This is a genomic window from Shewanella sp. 10N.286.52.E4, from assembly GCF_041468785.1.
GTDB lineage: Bacteria > Pseudomonadota > Gammaproteobacteria > Enterobacterales > Shewanellaceae > Shewanella > Shewanella electrodiphila.
Genome location: NZ_JBFRJJ010000022.1, coordinates 134,089 through 157,591 on the forward strand (window position 1 = coordinate 134,089; position 23,503 = coordinate 157,591).

General features: G+C 39.3%; 21 protein-coding genes. 5 read left to right on the forward strand and 16 right to left on the reverse strand.

Annotation, left to right across the window (positions count from 1 at the left end; all coding sequences use genetic code 11):
• Window positions 1–21: 21 nt before the first annotated feature.
• Window positions 22–2,619: a TonB-dependent receptor gene (locus AB4153_RS12310; RefSeq protein WP_371997647.1), complete on the reverse strand. Its 2,598-nt coding sequence runs from the start codon at window positions 2,617–2,619 to the stop codon at window positions 22–24.
• 443 nt (window positions 2,620–3,062) lie between these two features.
• Here AB4153_RS12310 and AB4153_RS12315 point away from each other — a divergent pair, with 443 nt between their 5' ends.
• Window positions 3,063–4,073 (forward strand): LacI family DNA-binding transcriptional regulator, encoded by a 1,011-nt coding sequence (locus AB4153_RS12315; protein WP_303512558.1) that lies wholly within the window; start codon window positions 3,063–3,065, stop codon window positions 4,071–4,073.
• Between the two features lie 97 nt (window positions 4,074–4,170).
• Here AB4153_RS12315 and AB4153_RS12320 read toward each other — a convergent pair whose 3' ends face one another.
• Window positions 4,171–4,509 carry a P-II family nitrogen regulator gene (locus AB4153_RS12320; protein WP_144210077.1) on the reverse strand — a complete coding sequence of 113 codons (339 nt, stop codon included), beginning with the start codon at window positions 4,507–4,509 and terminating at the stop codon, window positions 4,171–4,173.
• Between the two features lie 226 nt (window positions 4,510–4,735).
• Here AB4153_RS12320 and AB4153_RS12325 point away from each other — a divergent pair, with 226 nt between their 5' ends.
• Both AB4153_RS12325 and AB4153_RS12330 read left to right on the forward strand, forming a co-directional pair.
• The gene (locus AB4153_RS12325; protein ID WP_303512551.1) at window positions 4,736–5,254 is read left to right on the forward strand and encodes a GspH/FimT family pseudopilin; all 519 of its coding nucleotides are present in this window, start codon (window positions 4,736–4,738) and stop codon (window positions 5,252–5,254) included.
• 87 nt (window positions 5,255–5,341) lie between these two features.
• Entirely contained in the window at window positions 5,342–5,866 is a 525-nt protein-coding gene (locus AB4153_RS12330) for a GspH/FimT family pseudopilin (protein WP_102529653.1), read from the forward strand.
• Window positions 5,867–6,005: 139 nt separating this feature from the next.
• Here AB4153_RS12330 and AB4153_RS12335 read toward each other — a convergent pair whose 3' ends face one another.
• The 12 genes from AB4153_RS12335 to murJ form a co-directional block, all read right to left on the reverse strand.
• The gene (locus AB4153_RS12335; protein WP_303512546.1) at window positions 6,006–6,308 is read right to left on the reverse strand and encodes a TapY2 family type IVa secretion system protein; all 303 of its coding nucleotides are present in this window, start codon (window positions 6,306–6,308) and stop codon (window positions 6,006–6,008) included.
• A complete protein-coding gene (locus AB4153_RS12340; protein ID WP_303512544.1) occupies window positions 6,305–6,700 on the reverse strand; it encodes a type IV pilin protein in 396 nt (131 codons plus the stop codon). The genes AB4153_RS12335 and AB4153_RS12340 overlap by 4 nt, the downstream gene beginning before the upstream one ends.
• Before the next feature lie 4 nt (window positions 6,701–6,704).
• Window positions 6,705–10,235, reverse strand: a complete 3,531-nt coding sequence (locus AB4153_RS12345; protein WP_303512542.1) for a pilus assembly protein — start codon at window positions 10,233–10,235, stop codon at window positions 6,705–6,707.
• 2 nt (window positions 10,236–10,237) lie between these two features.
• Window positions 10,238–10,675 carry a PilX N-terminal domain-containing pilus assembly protein gene (locus AB4153_RS12350; protein WP_102529782.1) on the reverse strand — a complete coding sequence of 146 codons (438 nt, stop codon included), beginning with the start codon at window positions 10,673–10,675 and terminating at the stop codon, window positions 10,238–10,240.
• 88 nt (window positions 10,676–10,763) lie between these two features.
• On the reverse strand, window positions 10,764–11,735 hold the full coding sequence (locus AB4153_RS12355) for a PilW family protein (protein WP_102529657.1): 972 nt from the start codon (window positions 11,733–11,735) through the stop codon (window positions 10,764–10,766).
• Between the two features lie 9 nt (window positions 11,736–11,744).
• Entirely contained in the window at window positions 11,745–12,293 is a 549-nt protein-coding gene (pilV, locus tag AB4153_RS12360) for a type IV pilus modification protein PilV (protein WP_102529658.1), read from the reverse strand.
• A 287-nt stretch (window positions 12,294–12,580) separates the two neighbouring features.
• The gene (gene ispH / locus AB4153_RS12365; RefSeq protein ID WP_248954547.1) at window positions 12,581–13,540 is read right to left on the reverse strand and encodes a 4-hydroxy-3-methylbut-2-enyl diphosphate reductase; all 960 of its coding nucleotides are present in this window, start codon (window positions 13,538–13,540) and stop codon (window positions 12,581–12,583) included.
• A 1-nt stretch (window position 13,541) separates the two neighbouring features.
• The gene (fkpB, locus tag AB4153_RS12370; protein ID WP_371997651.1) at window positions 13,542–13,976 is read right to left on the reverse strand and encodes an FKBP-type peptidyl-prolyl cis-trans isomerase; all 435 of its coding nucleotides are present in this window, start codon (window positions 13,974–13,976) and stop codon (window positions 13,542–13,544) included.
• A gap of 11 nt (window positions 13,977–13,987) precedes the next feature.
• On the reverse strand, window positions 13,988–14,485 hold the full coding sequence (lspA, locus tag AB4153_RS12375; protein WP_248954546.1) for a signal peptidase II: 498 nt from the start codon (window positions 14,483–14,485) through the stop codon (window positions 13,988–13,990).
• A gap of 9 nt (window positions 14,486–14,494) precedes the next feature.
• Window positions 14,495–17,317 carry an isoleucine--tRNA ligase gene (ileS, locus tag AB4153_RS12380; RefSeq protein WP_371997653.1) on the reverse strand — a complete coding sequence of 941 codons (2,823 nt, stop codon included), beginning with the start codon at window positions 17,315–17,317 and terminating at the stop codon, window positions 14,495–14,497.
• Window positions 17,318–17,349: 32 nt separating this feature from the next.
• Entirely contained in the window at window positions 17,350–18,285 is a 936-nt protein-coding gene (gene ribF / locus AB4153_RS12385) for a bifunctional riboflavin kinase/FAD synthetase (RefSeq protein ID WP_303512529.1), read from the reverse strand.
• Window positions 18,286–18,349: 64 nt separating this feature from the next.
• Window positions 18,350–19,909 (reverse strand): murein biosynthesis integral membrane protein MurJ, encoded by a 1,560-nt coding sequence (murJ, locus tag AB4153_RS12390; protein ID WP_371997655.1) that lies wholly within the window; start codon window positions 19,907–19,909, stop codon window positions 18,350–18,352.
• 255 nt (window positions 19,910–20,164) lie between these two features.
• On the opposite strand from murJ, the gene rpsT reads away from it, so the two are divergent.
• Entirely contained in the window at window positions 20,165–20,431 is a 267-nt protein-coding gene (rpsT, locus tag AB4153_RS12395; protein ID WP_102529664.1) for a 30S ribosomal protein S20, read from the forward strand.
• Window positions 20,432–20,632: 201 nt separating this feature from the next.
• On the opposite strand, the gene AB4153_RS12400 is transcribed toward rpsT, so the two are convergent.
• Window positions 20,633–20,929: a metalloregulator ArsR/SmtB family transcription factor gene (locus AB4153_RS12400; RefSeq protein ID WP_102529665.1), complete on the reverse strand. Its 297-nt coding sequence runs from the start codon at window positions 20,927–20,929 to the stop codon at window positions 20,633–20,635.
• A gap of 135 nt (window positions 20,930–21,064) precedes the next feature.
• Between AB4153_RS12400 and AB4153_RS12405 the strand changes: the two genes are divergently transcribed.
• Window positions 21,065–22,510 (forward strand): M28 family metallopeptidase, encoded by a 1,446-nt coding sequence (locus tag AB4153_RS12405; protein ID WP_371997657.1) that lies wholly within the window; start codon window positions 21,065–21,067, stop codon window positions 22,508–22,510.
• 119 nt (window positions 22,511–22,629) lie between these two features.
• Here the strand turns inward: AB4153_RS12405 and yaaA are convergent, their stop codons facing one another.
• A complete protein-coding gene (gene yaaA / locus AB4153_RS12410) occupies window positions 22,630–23,406 on the reverse strand; it encodes a peroxide stress protein YaaA (RefSeq protein WP_248954541.1) in 777 nt (258 codons plus the stop codon).
• Window positions 23,407–23,503: the final 97 nt, after the last annotated feature.

Below are 23,503 nucleotides of genomic sequence, written 5' to 3' on the forward strand. Positions count from 1 at the left end.
ATTTACGAGACTAAATAATATTTAGAAACGTAGGTTCAAGCCCACTTTGTAACGAGCTTCGCCTTCGAAACTCCAAGCTGGGTATCCGCCTTTAAGCTCAGGTTTAACTTCAGCATCATCAGGTGCAACACCTAATTGAACACTGTCTTCTTCAAGTAAGTTAACGACTTCAAATGATATACCTAAGTATTCAGTGATGTTGTAGTTTGCACTTAAATCAAGTGTTCCAAAATCTTGATGTTCGCGGTTACCGTAGAAACCTGGTAATTCACGCATCATGTATTCGCTGCGCCAGTTATAAGCAACACGAGCTGAAAAGTCTTCCATCTCGTAGTAACCGACTAAGTTAACTGTATGCTTTGAAGAGTCAGAGAATACGCTAACTTCATCAGGGTAGTTTTCAGCTGCTGCATCTGAATCTGCAAAAGTGTAGTTAGCTGAGTAACCAAAGCCGTTATCAAAACCATCTTGGATTTGTAACTCGATACCTTGGATTTGACCACCTGTTCCGTTTTTCTTACTCGATACAGTCCAGCTATCTTCACCTGAATCAGGATCCGTAATGCCAATGCTTTCATCTAATGTCTGTGAAGAAGTAACAAACGAGCTAACATCTTTAATAAAGTAAGATACACCCATTAAACCATCTGGGCTAAAGTACCATTCAACACCTAAATCAGCTTGAGTCGCTTTAAATGGCTCAAGTGCAATGTTACCAGTATTAACAACTTCATTTCCTGCAGTACCATCTGCATAACCTACAAGCGCTGACGAAGAAAACATATCTGCGTAATTAGGTCGTGAGATAACTTGCGATGCTGAAGAGCGGATAATGACATCAGGAGCCACATCAAAAGCAATGTTTACACTTGGTAATACGTCACTGTAGCTTGCATCAGCAGTACTTAAATTATCAGCATATGAACCATCATCTTGAAGAGCAAAGTAATCTGATGTTGCGTCCGTTGAAATATAACGTAAACCGAAGTTACCGCGGATACCGTCAGACTCAAAATTAGCCATTAAATATAAAGAAAGGTTTTCTTCATTAATCGTGCCGTAACCTGACTTATAAACTGGTCCTTCTTTAGAAAAACCACCAATAGCAGCTTTGGCATCACGTAACATGGCATCCATATCTGGCTTAGGTAAAGTATAACCTGCGCCCGATGAAATTTGACCACTGTAATAAGCTGAAGCATCTTTTGCCGCTATATCAGCATTAACGATTGCTGGTAGTGTTTCCTGAGTGACATCATGGTCTGCGTAACGAACACCGGTTTTAATTGCAGTGATAGCGCCTAAATCAGTAGGAATGGTAAAATCTACTTGAGCATAAGTTTCTTCATCTGAGTTTGGTTGCTTCTTAAGCGCCCAACCTGCAGGTGACAATTGACCACCAAAATCATCTGCTGTGAAGTTTTTATTAGCGACATCAATTTTAATCACTTCACCAGTTGCATCGTAAGTACCAGCGTAATCAGCAGCTGTACCTAACCAAAAACCATAGTTAGAAGTTAATTCAGTACCACCTTCAGACTTGGTATTACCCACACGGCCTTCAACTTTAAAACTTTCATTTTCGTAATCGAAATTGAAGTCGTAAGTATTTGAATCCATACTTGCTTGACGAGCCCAAGTTTGTGCCCAACCTGGGTTTGCGCCATTGCCATCACGGCGATAAAAAGTACAAGTTCCTAACGAATTACGTTGTTCACATGCTTCATCTTTATCATCTGGGAACATAACAAATAACGAGGTATTGGCATTATTTGCTTGCATATCCAGACTCATGAAATCTAGACCAAAGTTTAAGTTATCTGTCGGACTATATTGAAGCGCACCGTTAATCGCAGTTCGTTCACGGTCTTGCTCAAATGTAGTAGGAACAATATCACCCCAACCAACTAATGATTCAATACCGTTACGTTGATATGTTGTTTCTGAACCCGCTGCTGAGATTAGAAAACCGAAGTTTTCATTCTCGTTTTTCCAGCTATATAAGCCTGATAATTCAGGATCAGTTTCTTCAGAAATTGTCCCGTAATCACCTTTTGCGCTAAAGAATACTGAGTTAGCATCTAAATCTAATGGTTTACGTGTTTTAACGATGACTGTGCCACCGATACCGCCTTCAGGTAAATCAGCCTGAGACGATTTGTAAACTTCAATTCCACCAACCATTTCTGATGGTAGTAAACTGTAGTTAAAGCTTCTGTCGATTGACTGTTGGTCAAACCAACCTGTTGAAGCAACTGAATGGCCGTTTAATAATGTACGAGTTAGGCTGCTTGAAGCACCACGAATCGAAACACCTTGTCCCTGACCAAACTGACGACTTACAGCTACACCAGGTATACGTCCTAATGACTCACCCACGTCACCATCAGGAAATTTACCGATATCTTCAGCTGTTACAGCATCAACTACAGAGTTTGAAAAACGTTTTTCGTTAACTGAAGCCTTCATCGAGGCACGCATGCCTTTTACTTCAATTTTCTCAATGTTTTCTTCTGCTGTTTCAGCATCAGCAGCTAATGCTCCTACTGAAACCATACTGCCAAGTAAAATAGCAATGTTAGTTGCTAAAACATTTTTCTTAAAATTAATAGGTCGCATCTTCATTTCCCTTCCATAACTTTATTATCGTTTTTGGATACATAACCATTCCATCCGGAATGACAACGCTGTCATGTCTAGAGCAAACATTACACAATAATTAACAGGCTTGCCACAAGAAAATAACTTTGGCGTGTTTTTTTTAGTCAGAAAACAATCGAAAACCAAACAACACTAACTATCAAACCCAACAAAAGCAATACCTTACAAGAAGTAATATCTTGTATCATTTTTGCTACATTTATTTTAATTCAAGGACTCATCCAACCAGCAAGACAATTGAAGATTGCCAATTTCAATAAAAATAAGCACTATTAGAGGTAATTGAACTTGCTTTATTTCATCTGATAGATGCTTTGATAACAATTATTGGGGGATAAATGTCATCAAACACAGATAAATATCTGCTAAGTTAATAGCCTGAATCAAAGAGCAAAATAATAATGAAAGTAACCATCAATGACGTCGCCAAACATGCTGGTGTGTCGATAAAAACAGTTTCACGGGTGACCAATAAAGAATCCTCAGTGAGACAAACTACTGTAGATAAAGTTAACGCAGCAATTAGCGAACTTAATTATCAACCTAATTTAGCAGCCAGAAACTTAGCCAGTACCAAGTCATATGTTATTGGTTTCATTTATGATAACCCCAATGCTTATTACGTTATTGATATGCAAAATGGCATACTGTCAGCCTGCCAGGATAAAGGCTACGAGTTGTTGATCCACCCTTGTGATGCCAAGTCTCCAGATATTTGTGATGAGCTCACTAAAATGGTTAAACATTCACGTTTATCTGGACTAGTGCTAACTCCGCCGATGTCTGAAGACCCGAAGATACTTGCAGCACTTGATGAAATAGATGCTAATTATGTAAGAATTATTGCAGGCGAAAGCACTGATGCAGAAAACGGGCTTACTGTACTCGTCAATGATAAACATGGTGCATTAGAAATTACTCAACACCTTATCGACATGGGGCATTCTGATATTGGCTTTTTAAGTGGTGATCAGCACCATGAATCAACTAAAGAACGTTTAACTGGTTTTAAAGATGCATTAAGACTAAATCAGTTATCAGTAGTTAACGACTGGGTTTTAGATGGGCAATATTCATTTGAATCAGGGGTTGAAGGTGCAAACAGGCTTATTAATTTACCTAAACGGCCAACTGCGCTTGTTGCTTGTAACGATGAAATCGCGGCAGGAGCATTATTTGCAGCAAGATTAGCCGGGCTAGATATCCCAAAGGACCTGTCAATTGTAGGTTTTGAGGACAGTCCATTTTCACGTCAAACCTGGCCTAAATTGACGACAGTACATCAACCTAACGTGAAAATTGCAAAAGTTGCCACCGAACTTCTGATCGCAAATAGTAAAGAAACAGTGGATAAGAAGTCGATGGTATTTACACCAGAGCCTGTGATTCGAGATTCATCATCGATGCGTTAAGCTTGGTTAAATCATGCTGTAATATCCAGATTAAAAAAGCCTCTACAGATTATCTGTTAGAGGCTTTTTTTATCGTTAAATAAATTCTAAAAGCAAATTAAACCGCTTCTTCGTTCTCTTCACCAGTACGGATACGAATAACACGCTCAACATCAGTGACAAAAATCTTACCATCACCAATCTTACCTGTTCGTGCGGTATCGACAATCACTTCAATCGCCTGATCTAATTGCTCATCTTGGATCACTAATTCAATTTTAACTTTAGGAAGAAAGTCGACCATATATTCCGCACCACGGTATAGCTCTGTATGACCCTTCTGGCGACCAAAACCTTTAACTTCCGATACTGTCATACCAGTAATGCCTATTTCCGCAAGTGACTCACGCACATCATCTAATTTAAAGGGCTTAATAATGGCTTCTACTTTTTTCATCAACTCACTCCTAATTATTCTCAAAGCTAATCATTTAAGACAATGTAACTTTTAGAGTTTTTATCAAAATTTATAATTTTATTAATACTACTTGAAAGAACACTAAGTTACAGCCGGATATTAGATTTATTTTATGATTATAATTTTCAGTTAAACATCAAATTTCGAACTATAGTTAATCCCGATACTGCAGGATGCGGTACCTCCATATATCAAGGATGAAAATATGATAAACAATCGCCAGAGCTTTGGATTTAACTTAGTTGAGCTAATGATCACATTAACTATATTCAGTTTACTATCAGTTATTGCACTCCCCTCCTTTAAATCCCTACAGCAGCAACTTAGAGTTGAAAGTAACCTTCAAACCATACAACAAGCTATGCAATTTGCTAGAAATATTGCCATAACATACGGAACAAGGGTGACGGTATGCCCCATACTTAATAATAAATGCGGAGATGATTGGAATAGCGGGTTTTCAGTGTTTATTGATTCAGGTAAAACTAACCAAGTAAATACCAATGATGTCATCATGCTTGAAGTAAGTCAGTTTCATGAAGAAGACATCATTCAATATAATAGACTTGCCGTTAGATATCAGCCCGATGGCTTAGCATCAGGCACAAACGGAACCTTGACATACTGCCCAGAGACTATCGATAGCCCGTACTCAAAAGCTATAATTGTCAATCAAGCAGGTAGAGTACGTTATTCGACTAAAAATAATATCAGCTGCAAGTAATTACAACCGTCCACATCTGTTAACAATTCGCTGATTTTATTTATTCTCTTGGTTATACTGATATAACATTACCAAGGATAATAAAAAATGAAGCATGATTTGAAAGGATTTACACTTGTTGAATTAATGGTAACTGTGGCTGTTGCAGCTATTCTGTTAACTGTAGGTGTTCCATCGTTAGTTTCTCTTTATGAAGGCCAACGTGCTAATAGTAATATCAGTAAGATCAATTCGAGCATGCAATTTGCTCGCAGTCAGGCTGTTAGCTACGGCAGCAGAGTGTCAGTATGCCCTTTTAATGGTACGAGTTGCGATTCAGATTGGACCCAAGGATTCAGTATATTCATCGATAACGGTACATTAGGTTCATTAGATAGTACCAATGGAATTCAAGATACTGTGCTTAGAAGTGTTGAAGGGTTTAATAGTGATGACTTTATTTCTTCATCATTAAGCCGATACACATTTAATGCGGATGGTTTAATGAACCTTAGTCAAACGGGTAATATTATATATTGCCCTGGAAAGAAAACACATGCGGATTCTAGGGGAATTACCATTGGTGTTTCAGGGCGCATTTCAAATATAGAAACTGCTGTTACCTGCCAATAAGTAACAATTCAAAGGGTTATTTCTAATTCAGATGTATTTTTTATAAACCAATACAGATTTTACTCTACGTATTTATAATAAAAACCTTCCCACCTTATAATGTAGGAAGGTTTTTTATCAATAATTAGACTAACTAACTTTAATAACTACTTATTTCTTCATCCATTTTACGAGCTTGTTTGGATTTAAACATTTCACTAGTCATTACACACTGTTCAACGCCTCTAACTACTGCACGCTTGCCTGAAACAGTACTCACTTCTAGAGTCAATATTGAAGCTTGTGCTTCAACTTTCTGACTTGCAAACCAAGTAAACATAGCTATGTCATTTCCATAGCTTGTCTCTATAAAACATTTATAAGTGCTTGTCTGTTCTTGTTCCTCAGCAACAAGAGAAAAGCAATATAAAGTAAAGAAAATACCAATAATTAACCGAATCATTTCCAACACTCCTCTGGCAACTTAATGCCCGTAGCATTCAATGTTATTGAGACACAATTAGGATCACGTGTCACTTGGGTACCTTTTGCAGATGCCGTTAAAGTGAAATCAGTATTGTTTACAACGACTGCATCAATCGAATAATACGTATTGTCGACAACCCAAGGGTCTGCATTTAATCCTAGCTTCGTCATGTCAGTCGTATATTTACGGTTATCTAAATAGAATTGTTCTTGCCTGTTGGCAACATCCATTAAACCCGCTAAACCATCGGCCCTAGCTCCTTTAGCCACAAACTGGGTATAACTTGGGTAAGCAATAGAAGATAAGATGCCAATAATAATCACAGCAATCATAAGTTCTATTAATGTAAAACCATTTTCATTTCTCATCAATCTACTCATCTATATGGTAATAAATTTTATTCACACCTAAACCGCCACCGATACATTTATCATCACCTTGTGCACAGCCATCATCACTAGGATCATCAGCCTTTTCCATTTCATCTCCCGCAGCGCCGATACCAATAAGGTACATATAACTTTCGCCATCGCCATTCGGTGGAACAACAAGCTGAGGAGTATCAGGAACTCTATCACCCATCTCTAAATACTCTTTTGTGTAAGAGCGAGTCCCTTTATGAAGATCAAAGCCGTACAAACGGCCTTTACCAGAGACTAAACATTGATTAGACGATGTCGCTTCACCTGGTAAGTAAGAAGTAAAAAATACTCTCCCTTGGACAATTGTTGATGCAGAAAGGCTTTTTTCACCAGCTCCACCAAAACTGTAATACCAACCTCGTTTTTTACCAAATGCAACATTATCATCCTCAGTAGAAGGAGCGGCACTAGTTACATCGTACAAGTTAGACAAATCTAATACATCAGGTATCTCACTACCTGTAGCGCCAGTAAATGATTTAGTGACAACGTTTCTGTCTTGTACAACAAAAAACTTATCTGCACGAGAGGTATCTAGTGGGTGAGGTCGATGCCCTGTTCCAACTGTAACTGCATCATATGGAACATTTTGATAAGAACGAATTGTACTAGAACCATCAGGAGTACTAACTGTAACATCTGAAATATTAGTAAACACTGTTTGTGCTACTGCTGGCTCAGCGAAGAAACGTCTATCATTACTTTGTGAAGACCCACCTAAACTGGCAAATTTATGGGCAGTCCATGGGGTAGTAGAATCATCTGGTGAGCCACCTGGTAAATCCATTCTCCAAATATTAGCACCTGTATCTGTCGCATATAGTCTATCGGCTAATCTGTCGTTATTACTATCTAGGACGGCTATGCTATTTGGGATACTATCAACGATTCCATCGAGCTTGGTTTTATTTGTACCAGCCTCACTACCAAAGTGATGTACTAATGCTCCTGTTTCTGCATTTAAAACATAAACACTACGACCATTAGTATCATCAGATCCAACCCCATCGCCATCCTTAGTTGAAGGATTGTACCCTCCACCAATGATAACAACAGGTGATGCTGTATCAGCTGAAGTATTCCCTGAAGGGAAACCTGGGATATAAGTAATAACGGGCTCTGACCAAGATTGGCCCATTTCAGACATACCTTGAGAATCAGGATCTACTTTCCACATAAATGTCGGTGAATCAGGATTCGTGATATCAAGGGCATAATAAGATTTTCCTCCTCGACGCATTCCAACATATAGCCATGCTTTTTCAACAGCTCCACTTGCGGTCCTTTTTACATGAGCAACAGGAGAACTATCCATACCATAAACAGAATGAACTCCTGTAGGCACGTTTGCTCTGAGCTCTCTTAGGTTTGGAAGTAACTCTTGAGGCATAAATGCCCAAGTTTCTTCTACTTCATCACCTTTATCTTTGAACATATGTAAAAAGCCTTGATTGGTACCAACCAATACCCTTACATCTGGAGAACCATCTGTGCCATAGTTAATAGCTAATGGTTTAGAGTGTAATGGATCACCCATAATATCTGGACGAATGTCAGAACTAGAGCTATTAGTATTTTCATCATCAACATCAATACCCGCAGCCCAGTCAAATAATTTAGTTAGCTCAGACTCGTCAACTCCCATAAATAATGCAAGTTCATTATCACCTGATATACCTGGGCTATTACTCGCGTTTGATTTAGAGAATGCTTCAAGTCCGCCACCCGAACCAAAATTTCCGTATAAAGTTCTACTAGATGTATTTTGCAGCATTAAAGCCGCACCACCTATTGCAACATCATTACCATCACCACCACCACTAGTGGCTTCACAAACGGATTTAGCAGTCCAATAAGAACACGCTGAAGCTTTTAGGTTCCCATCTTCTCCAATGGCATTGTTTCCATCTTGATCAACTACATCTCCAGAACCTGTCACTTTGAATTTTTTTAGATTACCGAACCAGCGAGGCCCCTTATTCGGTAAAAACATTGCGTAATAAACAGAGTCAAGTGTTTGCGTTCTATCAAAGTTGTTACTTGAAATAGAAGGAGAGGTAAAACTAGAATTTGTCTCTAGAATATTAGAGAAAATTGCCTGTAAAGCTTCTTGAAGTTTTTGCGCATCAGCTGCTGAATAATAAGCACCGTTTCCTCTTAATGCTGTTTCTTTAAGAATCGGAGCTGCACTTGCTGCACCAGAACTAAAACCAATAGTATAAGTATTGATTGTTTGCGTACCGTCTAAATTGGTATTTACATCATTATCGCTAATCCAACCAGCTAACGCAGGTAGATAATTACCACTATATTTATCAGCAGTGGTAACTCCACTAAGTGCTAAAACTTTATCATCGGCATTGTTATCACGAGTTGGTTCACCATCTGTTACATAAATCACATAAGCTTTGTCTTGGCATTGTTTTCCAACAAATGGCGAAACATAACTACCATTTTTTTCGACTGTTTCGCTCGTATCCCGAAGTGGGGTTCTATTAGGGTCATCATTACCATAGTAAACACTCTTACCTGCAAAATATCTATATGCCTCATATAGGTTTTCACAAAGTGGCGTGTACCCATTGGCATTTAAATCACCAATCGTCGAAAGCAATGTCCCCTTGTTCTCTTCTGTTGTCTGAGAAATACCATAAACAATACGACCACCACTTCTTGTGCCATCAGAGTCATTTCTATTAAAAACTGATAATCCAAAATCAACTCCTGGCGTTGTAACGATCGTATCCTCAATAACGCGTTGAGCAATATCCATTCTAGAATAGCTTTTTTGAGTTTTAGTACTGTGATACCAATTTATATATTTCTCGGTATATAGTGTAATCGGTTGCCCAATACCAAAATTTGTTAACTTGGCTTTTTCAATAGCCGCCTCTAGTTCCGTCTCACTTGAACTGTTGTCTGCTGCTGTATATCTAATTGGATCTGCACTAGTCCCAAGACCATCAACAGGGAAGCCTAAAAAGTTAGTATTGTTGTTATAATAAACCCCTTCTGCGATATCTTCATAACAATCTACCTGTTGAATCCCTGAGCCATCAGTTAGCGGCAACTCTGACCAAGTTCCATTTTCCCCAATGTATTTATGTTCACGAATATATCCAGTAAACATGCCGTAATCTTCTAAATATTGTTCACCAACATCACAGCCATTTACCCCATGTAAAAAATATTGTTCACTTGACGCAGTGGGAATATCTGTACTGCTTCGGGTAAAGAATAGCTTAGTCGAAGTTAATAAAGACCCGTTATCGCTGACATTTTCATCACCTCGCTCATAAGGTTCATCTGTTGTAAAGTTGGTCCCCATACTGCCTGAAGTATCAAAAATAATTAATACTTGAGGTCTTGAACCTGAACGCGCAGTAGATTCAAAGACATATAACTCTGTGTCATCAGCAAAGCTATTTGCACAAATGCAAATTACAGCGAAAAATAATGTACTTAATATAAATTTCATCATGGTTAACTCCCTGACAACACTTCTTGTTCAAAACCTAAAACAATGGTTACTCGGCCTAAATTACTGCGGCCAAAATTTGCTGAGCTAGACACTTCAAGCCTTTTACATTTAATCATATTGGCAGAATTTGCTTTAGGTGAACGTTGACAATCATCATCACCGACCCCTACGGTCATAGGAGTAACTGTATTGACAACCCCCAAAGCTGCATCATTCATAACTGTCTCGGCAACCATATTAGCCATTGTCGCTCCACTATTATCTGCAATCATTTTCTCTTGACCCCCTTGTGCAGAAACCATAGCTTCAATTCGCTCAGAACCAGCGCCAGACATCCTTAGCGACTGGGTTGAATTGACAGCTAGAGCAACACCAATCACAGTCATGATTACAAGCACTATTAATGAAAAAAATAGTACTACTCCCTGCTGCTTTTTTATTGAGTTTTGCATTTTTTCACCTAAAAAATTGACACTCAGCCTCAATAGCCCTTCATATCAAGTTAATTTTTGTTATTAATACGGAAAATTAATTGCGTATTAGAACTGGGTTTTCTAAAACTACAGTTGTTGAAACCACTTTCCGACGATAATTATCATTTAAAGGTCCAACTGTTTTATCACCTAATTGATATGTCACGTCATTAGTATATTTCTTGTCTTCATTAGCCGTACGAACTAACAAATATACTCTTAACGATACAAGCCTTTGAAAGAAAGCGTTATCCCACATTAATGTGGTAACATTTTGTGCAGGCATGTAACTATCAGCAGTATCATCACCATTACTATCAAACCCATACATAACTCTCATATTATCAATGCCTTCTACCAATTGCTCATCGTTATTCATACCATTTGCAATCGAAAGTGTTCGGCGTTTTAATATTGGTATATCACCATCTGTTTCTATGTAATACACATGATGTTGATATTCCCAGATTCGACTATTTAGTAAAGATGGTGGGGCTACATTACCGTTGAAGAATTCTATTTCATTTGAAGTCGCAGCAGCATAATAACGAGTAGCATTCATGCTTGCGGCTAATACAGATGGGCCAACTAATCGCTTAAGTTGAACTACATCAGTATTGGATTTAGGTGTAATGCAAGCTAAGCTCTCAGCACTAACACCAACTTCATATCCCCAAAGTCTTCTAAAATGAGCTGGTTGATTATTTGGGAAACTAGCGTTATTAGCTCCAGCCCCAATACAATCATTTGCTACAGCTGTTGCAGAAACTCTTGTATTCACACCAAAGTTTAAATCAGTGCCTGTTATATCTGCAGTAAAACCTAATTGACTCATGTCTCGTTCAATAATGGATAATGCTATCCGCCCATTTTCTTGTAATTGATTAAATTGGCTCGTAGAAGTAACATTACTTGAGGACATGTTAAACATGGTAAAAATGCCAACAGTTAGAAATAAACTGATCAACATCGTTACCATTAATTCAACAAGCGACAAACCAGCCTGTATTTTCAGCTTTTTTGGCATTATTTTTCCCTATATAATTGCCGTTTCAAGAACTAAAGCTCGACGCCTATCACTTGAAGAACCACAACTTTTCGCAAAAGTACCAGCTTCTGACAAACCATCGGATGATGCTCTTACTCCACGCCATGTAACAACTACAGTTACATCGCGCCCGCTAACATCAATACAAGCGACAGAAGTGTCAAGCCCCCCAACGTTGGTTCCTGAAGACTTTTCATTGTCCCCTTGAAACATCCTTTCCCATTGATAGAGATCCCAAACTCTCGTCTCAACACTTGTGCAAATACTATTACCACCAACATTGACATCGCACGACTTTGCAGGTGCAGATGAAATGCCCGAGTAAGTACCTTGATAATTGATAAGCTCGCTACGGTTCATTCTCATTCTATTTATAATATCGTTGGCGTAATACGAAGCTTGAGTTTGCTGAAAAGACTCGTAACTACCACGTTTAGCAACAATATGTAGGTTAAAAATACCCACCAGCCCTACAGTTAAAATGACTAACGAAACCATGACTTCAATTAAGGAAAATCCATTCCTTTTAGCTGACATATGTGTCAAACCTCCATCGATTGCCATATCTTTGACATGACAATTAAAAATATTTGTTTAAAATCCTAAACTTAGATACAAAATACTATACTGCATATTAATAGTCGAGCAAGATGTAAACAAAAAGGTCACTTATTGTATACTAAATATTAGTTAATGATTAATTTTAGCGATCTTTACAGTATAGCCTAAGAAATAGTCCAATAGTTGTAGGCATAAAAAAACCGCAAACCCAGAGGGTTTACGGCTTTAGTAACGATATGAAATTTAGATAAAAAGTTGCAGGATTATCTTAATTCAGCAGGCACTGCAAAAACAGTGTCTTCTTTACGACCTTCAACTTCTGTAATAACTGAAGGTTCAAATTTGGCAATAGCATCCACTACTTGCTGAACAAGCACTTCGGGGGCAGAAGCGCCCGCAGTCACTGCAACCTTAACGACACCAGTAAACCATGCTTCATCAACATCAGCAGCGGTATCTACTAAATAGGCTTTAGTGCCCGTTTTTTCTGCCAATTCTCGTAATCGATTTGAGTTAGAACTGTTCTTTGAGCCTACAACAATGAATAAATCAGCATCAGATGACATCGTTCTCACAGCATCTTGACGATTCTGTGTTGCGTAGCAAATATCATCTTTACGCGGCCCTTCAATTGACGGGAACTTAGCCTTTAATGCTTCGATAATATCTAATGTGTCATCAACAGAAAGCGTGGTTTGCGTGACAAAGCACAAGTTATCAGGGTTATTAACTTTTAACTGAGCAACACTTTCAGGCGATTCAACTAAATAAACACCACCTTCAGCATTGTCATACTGACCCATGGTGCCTTCAACTTCCGGATGACCTTCGTGACCAATCAAAATACACTCAATCCCTTTACGACTTGCACGAGTCACTTGAAGATGAACTTTGGTCACTAAAGGACAAGTTGCATCAAACACTTTTAGTCCACGACTTTTGGCTTCTTGCCTAACAGCTTGAGAAACACCATGAGCACTGAAAATAACAATACAGTTATCAGGTACTTCATCAAGTTCATCGACAAATATTGCACCGCGATCTTTGAGGTTTTCAACCACGTAACGATTATGGACGACTTCATGACGAACATAAATCGGCGGTTCAAATAACTCTAATGCGCGCTCAACAATACTAATTGCACGGTCTACACCAGCACAAAATCCTCTTGGATTAGCAAGCAATATATTAAGTTCAGGAGACGTCGGATCAACTTTAAGCATCTTAAAGTACCTCTACCACATCAAGTTCGAAAGTCACTTTCTGACCTGCTAGTGGATGATTTAAATCTACAGTAATTGAATCACCGGCAATCTCTCTGACCATGCCAGGGATTTCGCTTCCACCTGGGCCGCCAAAACTGACGATTACACCTGGTTCAAGCTCCATATCCGCAGGGAAACGGCTTCTATCCATATGATGAATAGCATCAGGGTTGGACTCACCAAATGCATCTACTGGCTCCAAGGTGAAATTATGTTTATCACCTAGTTGCAAAGTATTTATCTCTGCTTCAAATGCTGGGCTTAAGCTACCATCACCAACATTAAATCTTGCAGGCTTACCTGATGACTTAGTGCTGTCAGCTGTCGAACCATCTTCTAAAATGATATTCATATGACACAAAATTGAACGAAATGAGGCTTGTTGTTCTGACAAAGTAATTCTCCCTAACTTTCTTTTACTGGCTCTTCTGGCTTAAACGATTCCCAAATTATCAATACTGCACCGATAAAAATACCTGCATCTGCAATATTGAACGCTGGGTAATGGCTAGTGTTCCAATAGAAATCAATAAAATCGACAACATAACCATGCATTAAACGATCAACCAAATTACCAATAGCACCACCAATGATCAGGGTATAGGCTAAATTCGTACGCCATAACGAAGATGACTGCTTACGTAACCAAATAGTCAGAAGCGTACTAAAACCAATTGCAATAATGGCAAAGAACCAACGCTGCCAACCACCCGCTTCGCTTAAAAAGCTAAATGCAGCACCATAGTTTCGAACATAGGTAAAATTGAAAAATGGTAAAAGCTGTATGGATTCAGACAGCTCAAAGTTTGCTAACACCCATTGCTTAGATAGCTGATCGGCAAAAAATACCAATACAGCTACCCAATACCAACGAATGCCACTTTCTTTCCAAGTAAGAGGCATTATTAGTCCTTAAGCAAAGTCACGATGTTCACCATCGCCTTCAATGTTGGTTACACAACGACCACATAGCGTTGGATGAGCTTCGATTGTTCCTACGTCTTCACTGTAGTGCCAGCAACGAGCACACTTCTGTGCGTCACTTTTATTAACTATTAATTTCAGTGAGTTTAGTTCGGTTTCTATTGCGTCAGCTGGCGCGGCGTCTAACGTTTCAACAGCTGTTTTAGATGTAAGCAATACAAAGCGTAACTCATCAGCAACTTTGGCAAGTTGCGATACTAAATCTGCATCAGCAAATAAAGTGATTTCAGCTTCTAATGAACCACCAATTCGCTTATCACGACGTGCTTGTTCAAGTACTTTGTTCACTTCATTACGAATTGTAAGCAACTGCTGCCAGTAATCATCACTTAAGTCACCTTCTAACGTGACAGACTCAAGACCTTGATACCATTCTTCAGTGAACACAAACTCAGTGCGCTCGCCTGGTAACAACTTCCAGATTTCATCGGCAGTAAAGCTTAAGATTGGTGCAATCCAGCGAACCATCGCCTCGGCAATATGGTAAAGCGCTGATTGACAGCTACGACGAGCATGACCATCTTGTTTCGCTGTGTATTGACGGTCTTTAATGATATCTAAGTAGAAGCTGCCTAACTCAACTGAACAGAATTGCATTAATTTCTGCGTTACTGAATGGAAGTTATATTGCTCATACGCTTCAATAATTTCACTTTGAAGCGCGGCCGCGCGGCGCACAACCCAACGGTCAAGCGATACCATATCTTCAGTCGCAATCATGTCTGTTTCTGGATTAAAGCCATTTAAGTTAGCTAATAAGAAACGAGCAGTGTTACGAATACGTCGGTATGAATCAGCACTACGATTTAGGATTTCATCAGAAACCGTCATCTCACCACTGTAATCAGTAGCAGCGACCCATAAACGTAAGATATCAGCACCCAGCTTGTTGATAACTTGCAAAGGTGCAATGACGTTACCAACTGATTTCGACATCTTGCGGCCTTTACCATCAACAGTAAAACCATGGGTTAATACTTGTTTATAGGGGGCTTTACCATTCATAGCAGTTGAAATCATCAACGATGACATGAACCAACCACGATGCTGATCGCTACCTTCAAGGTATAAATCAATGTCATGTCCGTTAAATTCAGGACGTGATGCAACAACTGATGAGAACGTTGAACCAGAGTCATACCAAACGTCTAACGTATCAGTCACTTTGCGGTATTGCTCAGCTTCATCGCCAATCAACTCACTGATTTCAAGATCCCACCAAGCTTGGATGCCTTCTTGTTCAATGCGATGTGCAACACGTTCCATAATAGCCACGCTGTCTGGATGCAACTCATCCGTTTCACGATTAACTAATAATGTGATCGGTACGCCCCAAGTACGTTGGCGTGAAATACACCAATCAGGACGGTTCTCAACCATTTTCTCAATACGGCTTTGACCCCAATCTGGGATCCATTGAGTTTGCTCAATTTCGCCTAATGCTTGCTTACGTAAGCCATGGTTATCCATTGAGATAAACCACTGCGGCGTAGCACGGAAAATAATTGGTGTTTTATGGCGCCAGCAATGCGGGTAGCTATGACGGTAAGCCACATGATGTAATAGTTGACCTTTTTCTTCTAAAAGTTCAACTACGCTTTTGTTTGCTTTAAATACATGTTGACCAGCAAAAAACTCTGTATCAGCTTTATATACACCGTTGTCACCAACTGGATTGGCAACTTCCAAACCGTATTTTTGACCAACAATGTAATCGTCTTGACCATGGCCAGGAGCTGTATGAACAACACCAGTACCTGCTTCAGTTGTTACGTGATCACCTAAAATAGCTGGCACATCAAATGCTGATAAAGGATGGTTAAAACGAAGCAGCTCAAGTTCTGCGCCTTTAACTGTACCGATAACAGTATGACTTTCAGCTTCAAATCGAGTCATACAAGACTCAACTAACACTTCAGCTAAAATCAGAGTTTTAGTTACGCCTTCTTTTACAAACTCAACAAGGCTGTAATCAAGCTCAGGGCTTAGACATAACGCGCGGTTAGCTGGAATAGTCCAAGGCGTCGTGGTCCAAATAACAGCTGAAATTGTTGGGGTATAACCTTCAACAGCAAATTTTGCAGCAACTGCAGCAGAATCTACAGCATTGAATGCAACATCAATCGCTGGCGATGTTTTGTCTTCGTATTCTACTTCTGCTTCAGCAAGGGCTGAACCACAATCAGTACACCAATGAACAGGCTTTACACCTTTGTGTAAATGGCCACTATCGATGACTTTAGATAATGAACGAACAATGTTCGCTTCTGTGCTGTAATCCATTGTTAGATATGGATTATGCCAATCTCCTAAGACACCTAAACGAATAAAGTCATCTCGCTGACCATCAACTTGTTTAGCTGCATACTTACGACATTCAGCACGGAACTCTGCTGCAGAAATTTTCTGACCAGGTTTGCCGACTTTCTTTTCTACCATCAGTTCGATAGGTAGACCATGACAATCCCAACCTGGAACATATGGCGCGTCAAAACCTGCCATCGTTTTAGATTTAATGATGATGTCTTTTAAAATTTTATTTACTGAGTGACCGATATGGATATTGCCATTCGCGTATGGAGGGCCATCATGTAAAATGAATGGTTTGCGTCCAATACGACTATCACGGATCTTTTGATAAAGTTCGTTTTGAGTCCAACGGTTTAACATTTCTGGCTCACGATTAGCCAGATTACCGCGCATCGGAAAATCTGTTTCCGGCAAATTCAACGTAGATTTATAGTCGGTCATTGATCCTATACCATTAATTGGGCTGATTTATTTCAGCCTGCATCATTGCCAAACAAAGCTTTTGCTTCATTTGCATCATTCAAAATTTGTTTTTTTAGTGCTTCCAGTGACTCGAACGGATGTTCATCACGGATTTTAGCCACAAGTTCAACTTCAACACGCTTACTATATAAGTCGCCGTTGAAATCAAATAAGTGGACTTCTAACTGACAGACTTGCCCATCAACCGTAGGTCTAAAACCTACATTGGCAACGCCTTCATAAATATCGCTGTCATCCCAATACATTTTCACCGCAAACACACCACGAACAGGTGAAACCTTTCGCTTTAGGGCAATATTTGCAGTAGGAAAACCTATGGTTCTGCCTAACTTTTGTCCGTGTGCAACACGGCCAGTTAATACAAAGGGGTGACCTAATAATCGTCTTGCTTGCTCTAGATTACCTAAAGCAAGTTGCTCCCTCACTGCTGTAGAACTTACTCTAATAGAGCCTAGAATAAAACTCTGAGTACTCACAACCGTAAAGCCGAACTTTTTACCCGCTTCAAGCAACATCTCAAAGGTGCCAGATCTGTTTTTACCAAAGCAAAAATCATCACCAACAACTAAGTATTTCACCCCAAGCTTTTTAACCAGCAAATCTTCAATAAACTGCTCAGCCGGTTGATTGGCAAAATGACTATTAAAATTAACACAAAGCAATCGATCAATATTCAGCTCATCAAGCAAACTAATCTTGTCACGCAATAAACTAATTCTTGCTGGGGCATCTTGTTGACGAAATAGCTCTTGAGGTTGAGGTTCAAACGTCATAACCACTGCAGGTAATTGAAAGTGTTTTGCTTTATTAACTAAGTTATTAAGCACTTGCGCATGACCACGATGCACACCATCAAAGTTACCAATAGTGAGCACGCATCCATGATGCGAAGGTAAAATATTGTGTATACCGCGAATTAGTTCCATTACGCCAATTAACTGCTACTGTAAATCGGCTGATTATATACTAGATAGATTCGATAATCAGCATTCATGATTGACGTTTCATCTTCCAAGGTCTCAGCCCCATCAATACTAAGCTTAATAAATAAACACCTGCACCCGAAGCGATCAATTTAACTAAGGTTAGTACCTTCACCATCATCGACATATCTAACCATATAGACTGAGCAGGTAATGTGTATAGCAGCAGTAGTGCCATAATCGCCGTAGCGATAACCACTTTGAAGAAAAACACTAATGTCGCGCGGCTAAATTTGTACACCCCAGCGATATGTAATCCACGATATAGAAGACTTGCATTAAGTAAGGCTGACATAGAGGTGGCAATAGCAAGACCAACATAGCCAAAAGGAATGGCAAAAATAATATTGAATATCATATTACTTATCATGGCGATAATGCCGTATTTAACCGGTGTTTTCGTATCTTGACGAGAGAAGTAACCTGGCGCTAAAACCTTAATCATCATAAAGCTCAACAAACCACAACCGTATGCAACCAAACTATATGATGCCATCTCTACATCTGTGACAGAAAATGCGCCTCGCATAAATAACACCATTAACATTGGCTGAGCTAAAATAATTAACCCAAGCATCGCAGGGGCGCCAAGTAATAAAATGGCTCTAACCCCCCAGTCCATGGTGTCACTAAAATCGCTTCCTTTGGCATCAACATGCTTTTTTGATAATGCTGGCAGAATGACCGTCGCAATGGCAATACCAAACAACCCTAGTGGAAATTCAAGTAATCTGTCTGAGTAATATAACCAACTTATGGATCCCGTCATTAAAAATGAGGCTATAAAGGTATCAAATAACAAGTTTATTTGAGAAACCGAAACGCCAAATAAAGCTGGGATCATCAAGGTTCTAATTTTTACCACCCCAGGATGGTTCCAGCCCCAAGAAGGTTTAACTAATGCATTTTCACGCAATAAAAAAGGCAGTTGAAATAAAAACTGCACTAAGCCACCAGTAAATACCCCCCATGCTAGCGCTAACTCAGGTTGCTCCATCGTAGGCGCAAAATAAAGAGCTGCAACAATAATGGTGATATTTAAAAATACTGGAGTAAAAGCTGAGACTGCGAACTTACCTCTGGTATTAAGGATAGAGCCAGCTAATGCTGTAAAAGTAATAAACCATAAATAAGGAAAGGTAATTTTTAGCATTAATGCTGCAAGTTCAAATTTTTCAGCATTCGGCCCATCATTTAGCCAATCATAAAACCAACCACCAGCAAATAGTGCGGCAAGTATTGGCGAAGCAATCACACCTAATAATGTCACAACACTGACTATTCCCCCCAGTGTTCCTGAGACTTTAGCTAAAAGTTCTCGTGTTTCTTCTGGGGTATTCTTTTGTTGATACTCAGTCAGAACCGGCACAAATGCCTGTGCAAAAGCTCCTTCAGCAAAAAGGCGACGTAAAAAGTTAGGGATCTTGTTAGCAAAGATAAACACATCGGCACTACTACCTGCGCCCATTAAGTTTGCAATTACCACATCTCTTATCAGGCCTAATACTCTTGAAACTAATGTCATCACACTGACAATTGCACCTGATTTTAATAGCTTTTTACTCAAACACCCCTCCATAGCAGTTTGCTAACGAATGATTAAACGTGGATATATCTCAATTTTTCAATTCTAATACTGTTTATGCAATACAAGAACTGGTAGAATGCGCCACATCTTACACGAGTTGGGTTGAAGATAACCGAGCAAGGTAGTTTTATTTGTCTTTTTGAGGATATTTCTGCCATATTCATTGACAAAATGAATAAAAGCAGGCATATTCCTCGCCCTCAAAGTATTAATCCCAGTTTTAGGAGTTGCACCTTGGCTAATAGCAAGTCTGCAAAGAAGCGCGCGCTTCAATCTGAAAAACGTCGTCAGCATAATGCTAGTCGTCGTTCAATGTTACGTACATACGTTAAACGTGTTATCGCTGCTATCCAGAGCGGTGACCATAAAGCGGCTACAGAAGCATTCGCAGAAGCACAACCAATTGTTGACCGTATGGCGACTAAAGGCCTTATTCACAAGAATAAAGCTGCTCGTCAAAAGGCACGTCTAAACACAAGAATCAAAGCAATCGCTGCTTAATTTTGTGATTTAGTTTTTAAAAAACCGACTTAGGTCGGTTTTTTTATATCTATAATTTACCATCCCTTGCATTCAAGCTCTTTGTTTCTCTATTCATCATAAATTTTAAGCATAAAAAAACGCCTTAATCATAACTTACATCACGTAAGTATAATTAAGACGCTTTGAGTATGTTCAATCTGAGTATTTTAAACTGAGCCACTAGTGGCAATATAAGTTGTCCAATACTTTGATTAACTCACGTACTTCTTCACTTTTCAGTGAATAGAAAACAGTTTGGGCTTCTTTACGTGTACAAACGAGATTATCTTTTCTTAGCCAAGCTAAATGCTGCGATAACGCAGACTGGCTTAGACCTAGCTTTTTGTTCATCTCACCAACGCACATTTCACCTTCATTAAGCAAATGACACAAAATAAACAGACGACGTTCATTTGCTAGTGCTTTCAGCATTACTACAGCATGATCTGCACGCTGTTGCATTAATTCAATATTCATCACGCGCTTGGTTCTCCTCAATCATCTCCATGGCTAATATAGCCTTCCCTAACAAATAGGGCAGCGACATGAAGCACACTTTTTGGTAGATTGTTTTTAAAAATGAGACTTAGCTAATAAAAATGAAGGAAACTCATGAAAAACTACAATAAGACTCTCTGCGCCGCGATGATTTTGACAGCATTATCAGGCTGTCAAAGTAACCAAAGTGATACACAAGTAACAAACGAGACGGTAATAGAGAACAATAAGAATAACCAAATTAGTCAACAACTAGCGACAAAAGCCCTGTCGTCTTCATTAAGTTATGACATCGTTGAGTCATTAACTGTAGAAGTTGGCCCTAGATTAGCGGGCTCTGAAAAAGATATCATCGCCGTTAACTGGGCTATGAACAAACTAGAATCATTAGGTTTTGATAAAGTTTATAAAGAATCTGTTCAAGTACCCGCTTGGTATCGTGGCAGTGCAAAGGCTTCTATTATCGCTCCTTTTGAGCAACCACTGGTTATTAGTGCATTAGGCGGTAGCGTCTCGACACCTGACTCAGGGATACAAGCGCAAATAGTGCGTTTCGATACCCTCGCCGACTTACAAGCTGCCGATTCAGATAGCGTAAAAGGTAAAATTGCTTTTATTGATCATAAGACGGAAAGACACATTACAGGCAAAGGTTACGGTAAATCAGTAGGAGGTCGCTCACGAGGCGCTGTTGCAGCTGCCGAAAAAGGAGCTGTTGCTGTCGTCATTCGCTCAATAGGAACCGATCATGACCGCATGGCGCATACTGGAATGATGCGATATAAAGACGGCGTAGCAAAAATACCTGCAGCTGCGTTGTCTGCACCTGATGCCGACATGATTAATGCCATGCTAAAACGAGATGACAATATTCAACTGTCACTTAATCTCACTTCAAAGAACTTAGGCGTCGCGACTTCTTACAATGTCATTGCAGAGGTAACAGGAAGCAGTAAGCCTGATGAAGTCGTGCTAATTGGTGCTCACTTAGATTCTTGGGATGAAGGCACAGGCGCAATTGATGATGGCGCTGGTGTTGCGATTGTTACTGCTGCAGCCAAACTTATTCAAGACTTGCCAAACAAGCCAGCAAGAACCATCAGAGTCGTTTTATACGCTGCTGAAGAAGTAGGCCTAGTTGGTGGTAAAGCTTACGCTAAACAGCATGCTGACGAACTGACAAAACACTATATTGCCGCAGAGTCTGATTTTGGCGCAGGCGAGATTTATCAAATCGACTTTAATGTTAACCCAGCTGTATTTGAACAAGTAAAAGTAGAACACAGCGCGATGACAGTCAATGGCGTTAAACTCGGTAACAATAAAGCAACTGGTGGTCCAGATGTGTCAATGATGCCTTCTCTGGGCGTGCCAGTGGCATCACTAAGGCAAGATGGTACTGATTACTTCGATTATCACCATACGCCAAATGATACCTTAGATAAGATTGATCCTAAGGCGCTAGCTCAAAATGTTGCAGCTTATGCACAATTTGCTTATATCATGGCGCAATCAGAATTAGATTTACGTCCACTTGCCAAAAAAGATGATAAAAAGTAGTCCTTCTGAGCTTTATTTCATCCAAACAAAAAGCAGCTAATTAGCTGCTTTTTGTTTAACACCACATTAGCCCAAAACACATAGCTAATTATAAATTTACTTAATCAAGATCGTTGAAGTTACGTTCTTTCTTCACGTAAAAACACAGGTGCAGCTGGTGTAGATAATTCTTCACTAAAGTAATAACCATCAGCATCAAACTTCTGGATCCCTGCTAATGTGTTAATGTCATTATCAATCAAATACCTCGCCATTAAACCACGGGCTTTTTTAGCGTAAAAGCTAATGACTTTATATTGACCATTTTTACAATCTTTAAAAGCTGGAGTAATTAAGCTTGCCTTCAGTTGCTTTGGTTTAACCGCTTTAAAGTACTCATTCGATGCTAAATTTACAATAATGTCATCAGCTTGCTCATTAACAGCAGCATTTATTTCATCTGTTATGATGTCTCCCCAAAAGGCGTAGAGGTTTTTGCCTTTAGGGTTAGTTAAACTTGTGCCCATTTCTAAGCGGTAAGCTTGCATCAAATCAAGCGGCTTTAATAATCCATAAAGCCCAGACAGGATTCGCAGATGGTTTTGAGCTTTTTCAACTTGTTGTTCCGACATAGAATCGGCATCAAGTCCGGTATACACATCACCTCTAAAAGCAAACATGGCTTGTTTTGCATTTTCAAGAGTGAAATTAGGTTGCCACTCACTGAATCTAGCCGCATTTAAGCCTGCTATTTTATCGCTTACTTTCATTAATGAAGCAATATCCATTGGTGTAAGCTCACGACAAACCTTAATCAATTGCTGACTATGATCTAATAAAGTGGGTTGAGTAAATGACGTGGTTTTAGCCGTGGTTTCGAAATCTAATGTTTTTGCAGGAGAAACTAATACTAACATCGTTAACTATCCTATTAAGCCATACAGTATTTAACTTTAATGCTCTCTATGATACTGGGCTCAATAAAAAAAACCATGCAATATATGCATGGTTTTT

Coding starts and splice junctions, on each gene's coding strand:
- yaaA (WP_248954541.1), bottom strand. CDS start 23,406: ATGTTAGTATTAGTTTCTCCTGCAAAAACATTAGATTTCGAAACCACG.
- pilV (WP_102529658.1), bottom strand. CDS start 12,293: ATGTCAGCTAAAAGGAATGGATTTTCCTTAATTGAAGTCATGGTTTCG.
- AB4153_RS12345 (WP_303512542.1), bottom strand. CDS start 10,235: ATGATGAAATTTATATTAAGTACATTATTTTTCGCTGTAATTTGCATT.
- ispH (WP_248954547.1), bottom strand. CDS start 13,540: ATGCTTAAAGTTGATCCGACGTCTCCTGAACTTAATATATTGCTTGCT.
- AB4153_RS12310 (WP_371997647.1), bottom strand. CDS start 2,619: ATGCGACCTATTAATTTTAAGAAAAATGTTTTAGCAACTAACATTGCT.
- AB4153_RS12340 (WP_303512544.1), bottom strand. CDS start 6,700: ATGAGAAATGAAAATGGTTTTACATTAATAGAACTTATGATTGCTGTG.
- ileS (WP_371997653.1), bottom strand. CDS start 17,317: ATGACCGACTATAAATCTACGTTGAATTTGCCGGAAACAGATTTTCCG.
- AB4153_RS12325 (WP_303512551.1), top strand. CDS start 4,736: ATGATAAACAATCGCCAGAGCTTTGGATTTAACTTAGTTGAGCTAATG.
- AB4153_RS12315 (WP_303512558.1), top strand. CDS start 3,063: ATGAAAGTAACCATCAATGACGTCGCCAAACATGCTGGTGTGTCGATA.
- AB4153_RS12355 (WP_102529657.1), bottom strand. CDS start 11,735: ATGCCAAAAAAGCTGAAAATACAGGCTGGTTTGTCGCTTGTTGAATTA.
- AB4153_RS12335 (WP_303512546.1), bottom strand. CDS start 6,308: ATGATTCGGTTAATTATTGGTATTTTCTTTACTTTATATTGCTTTTCT.
- AB4153_RS12405 (WP_371997657.1), top strand. CDS start 21,065: ATGAAAAACTACAATAAGACTCTCTGCGCCGCGATGATTTTGACAGCA.
- AB4153_RS12400 (WP_102529665.1), bottom strand. CDS start 20,929: ATGAATATTGAATTAATGCAACAGCGTGCAGATCATGCTGTAGTAATG.
- AB4153_RS12320 (WP_144210077.1), bottom strand. CDS start 4,509: ATGAAAAAAGTAGAAGCCATTATTAAGCCCTTTAAATTAGATGATGTG.
- AB4153_RS12330 (WP_102529653.1), top strand. CDS start 5,342: ATGAAGCATGATTTGAAAGGATTTACACTTGTTGAATTAATGGTAACT.
- lspA (WP_248954546.1), bottom strand. CDS start 14,485: ATGCCTCTTACTTGGAAAGAAAGTGGCATTCGTTGGTATTGGGTAGCT.
- ribF (WP_303512529.1), bottom strand. CDS start 18,285: ATGGAACTAATTCGCGGTATACACAATATTTTACCTTCGCATCATGGA.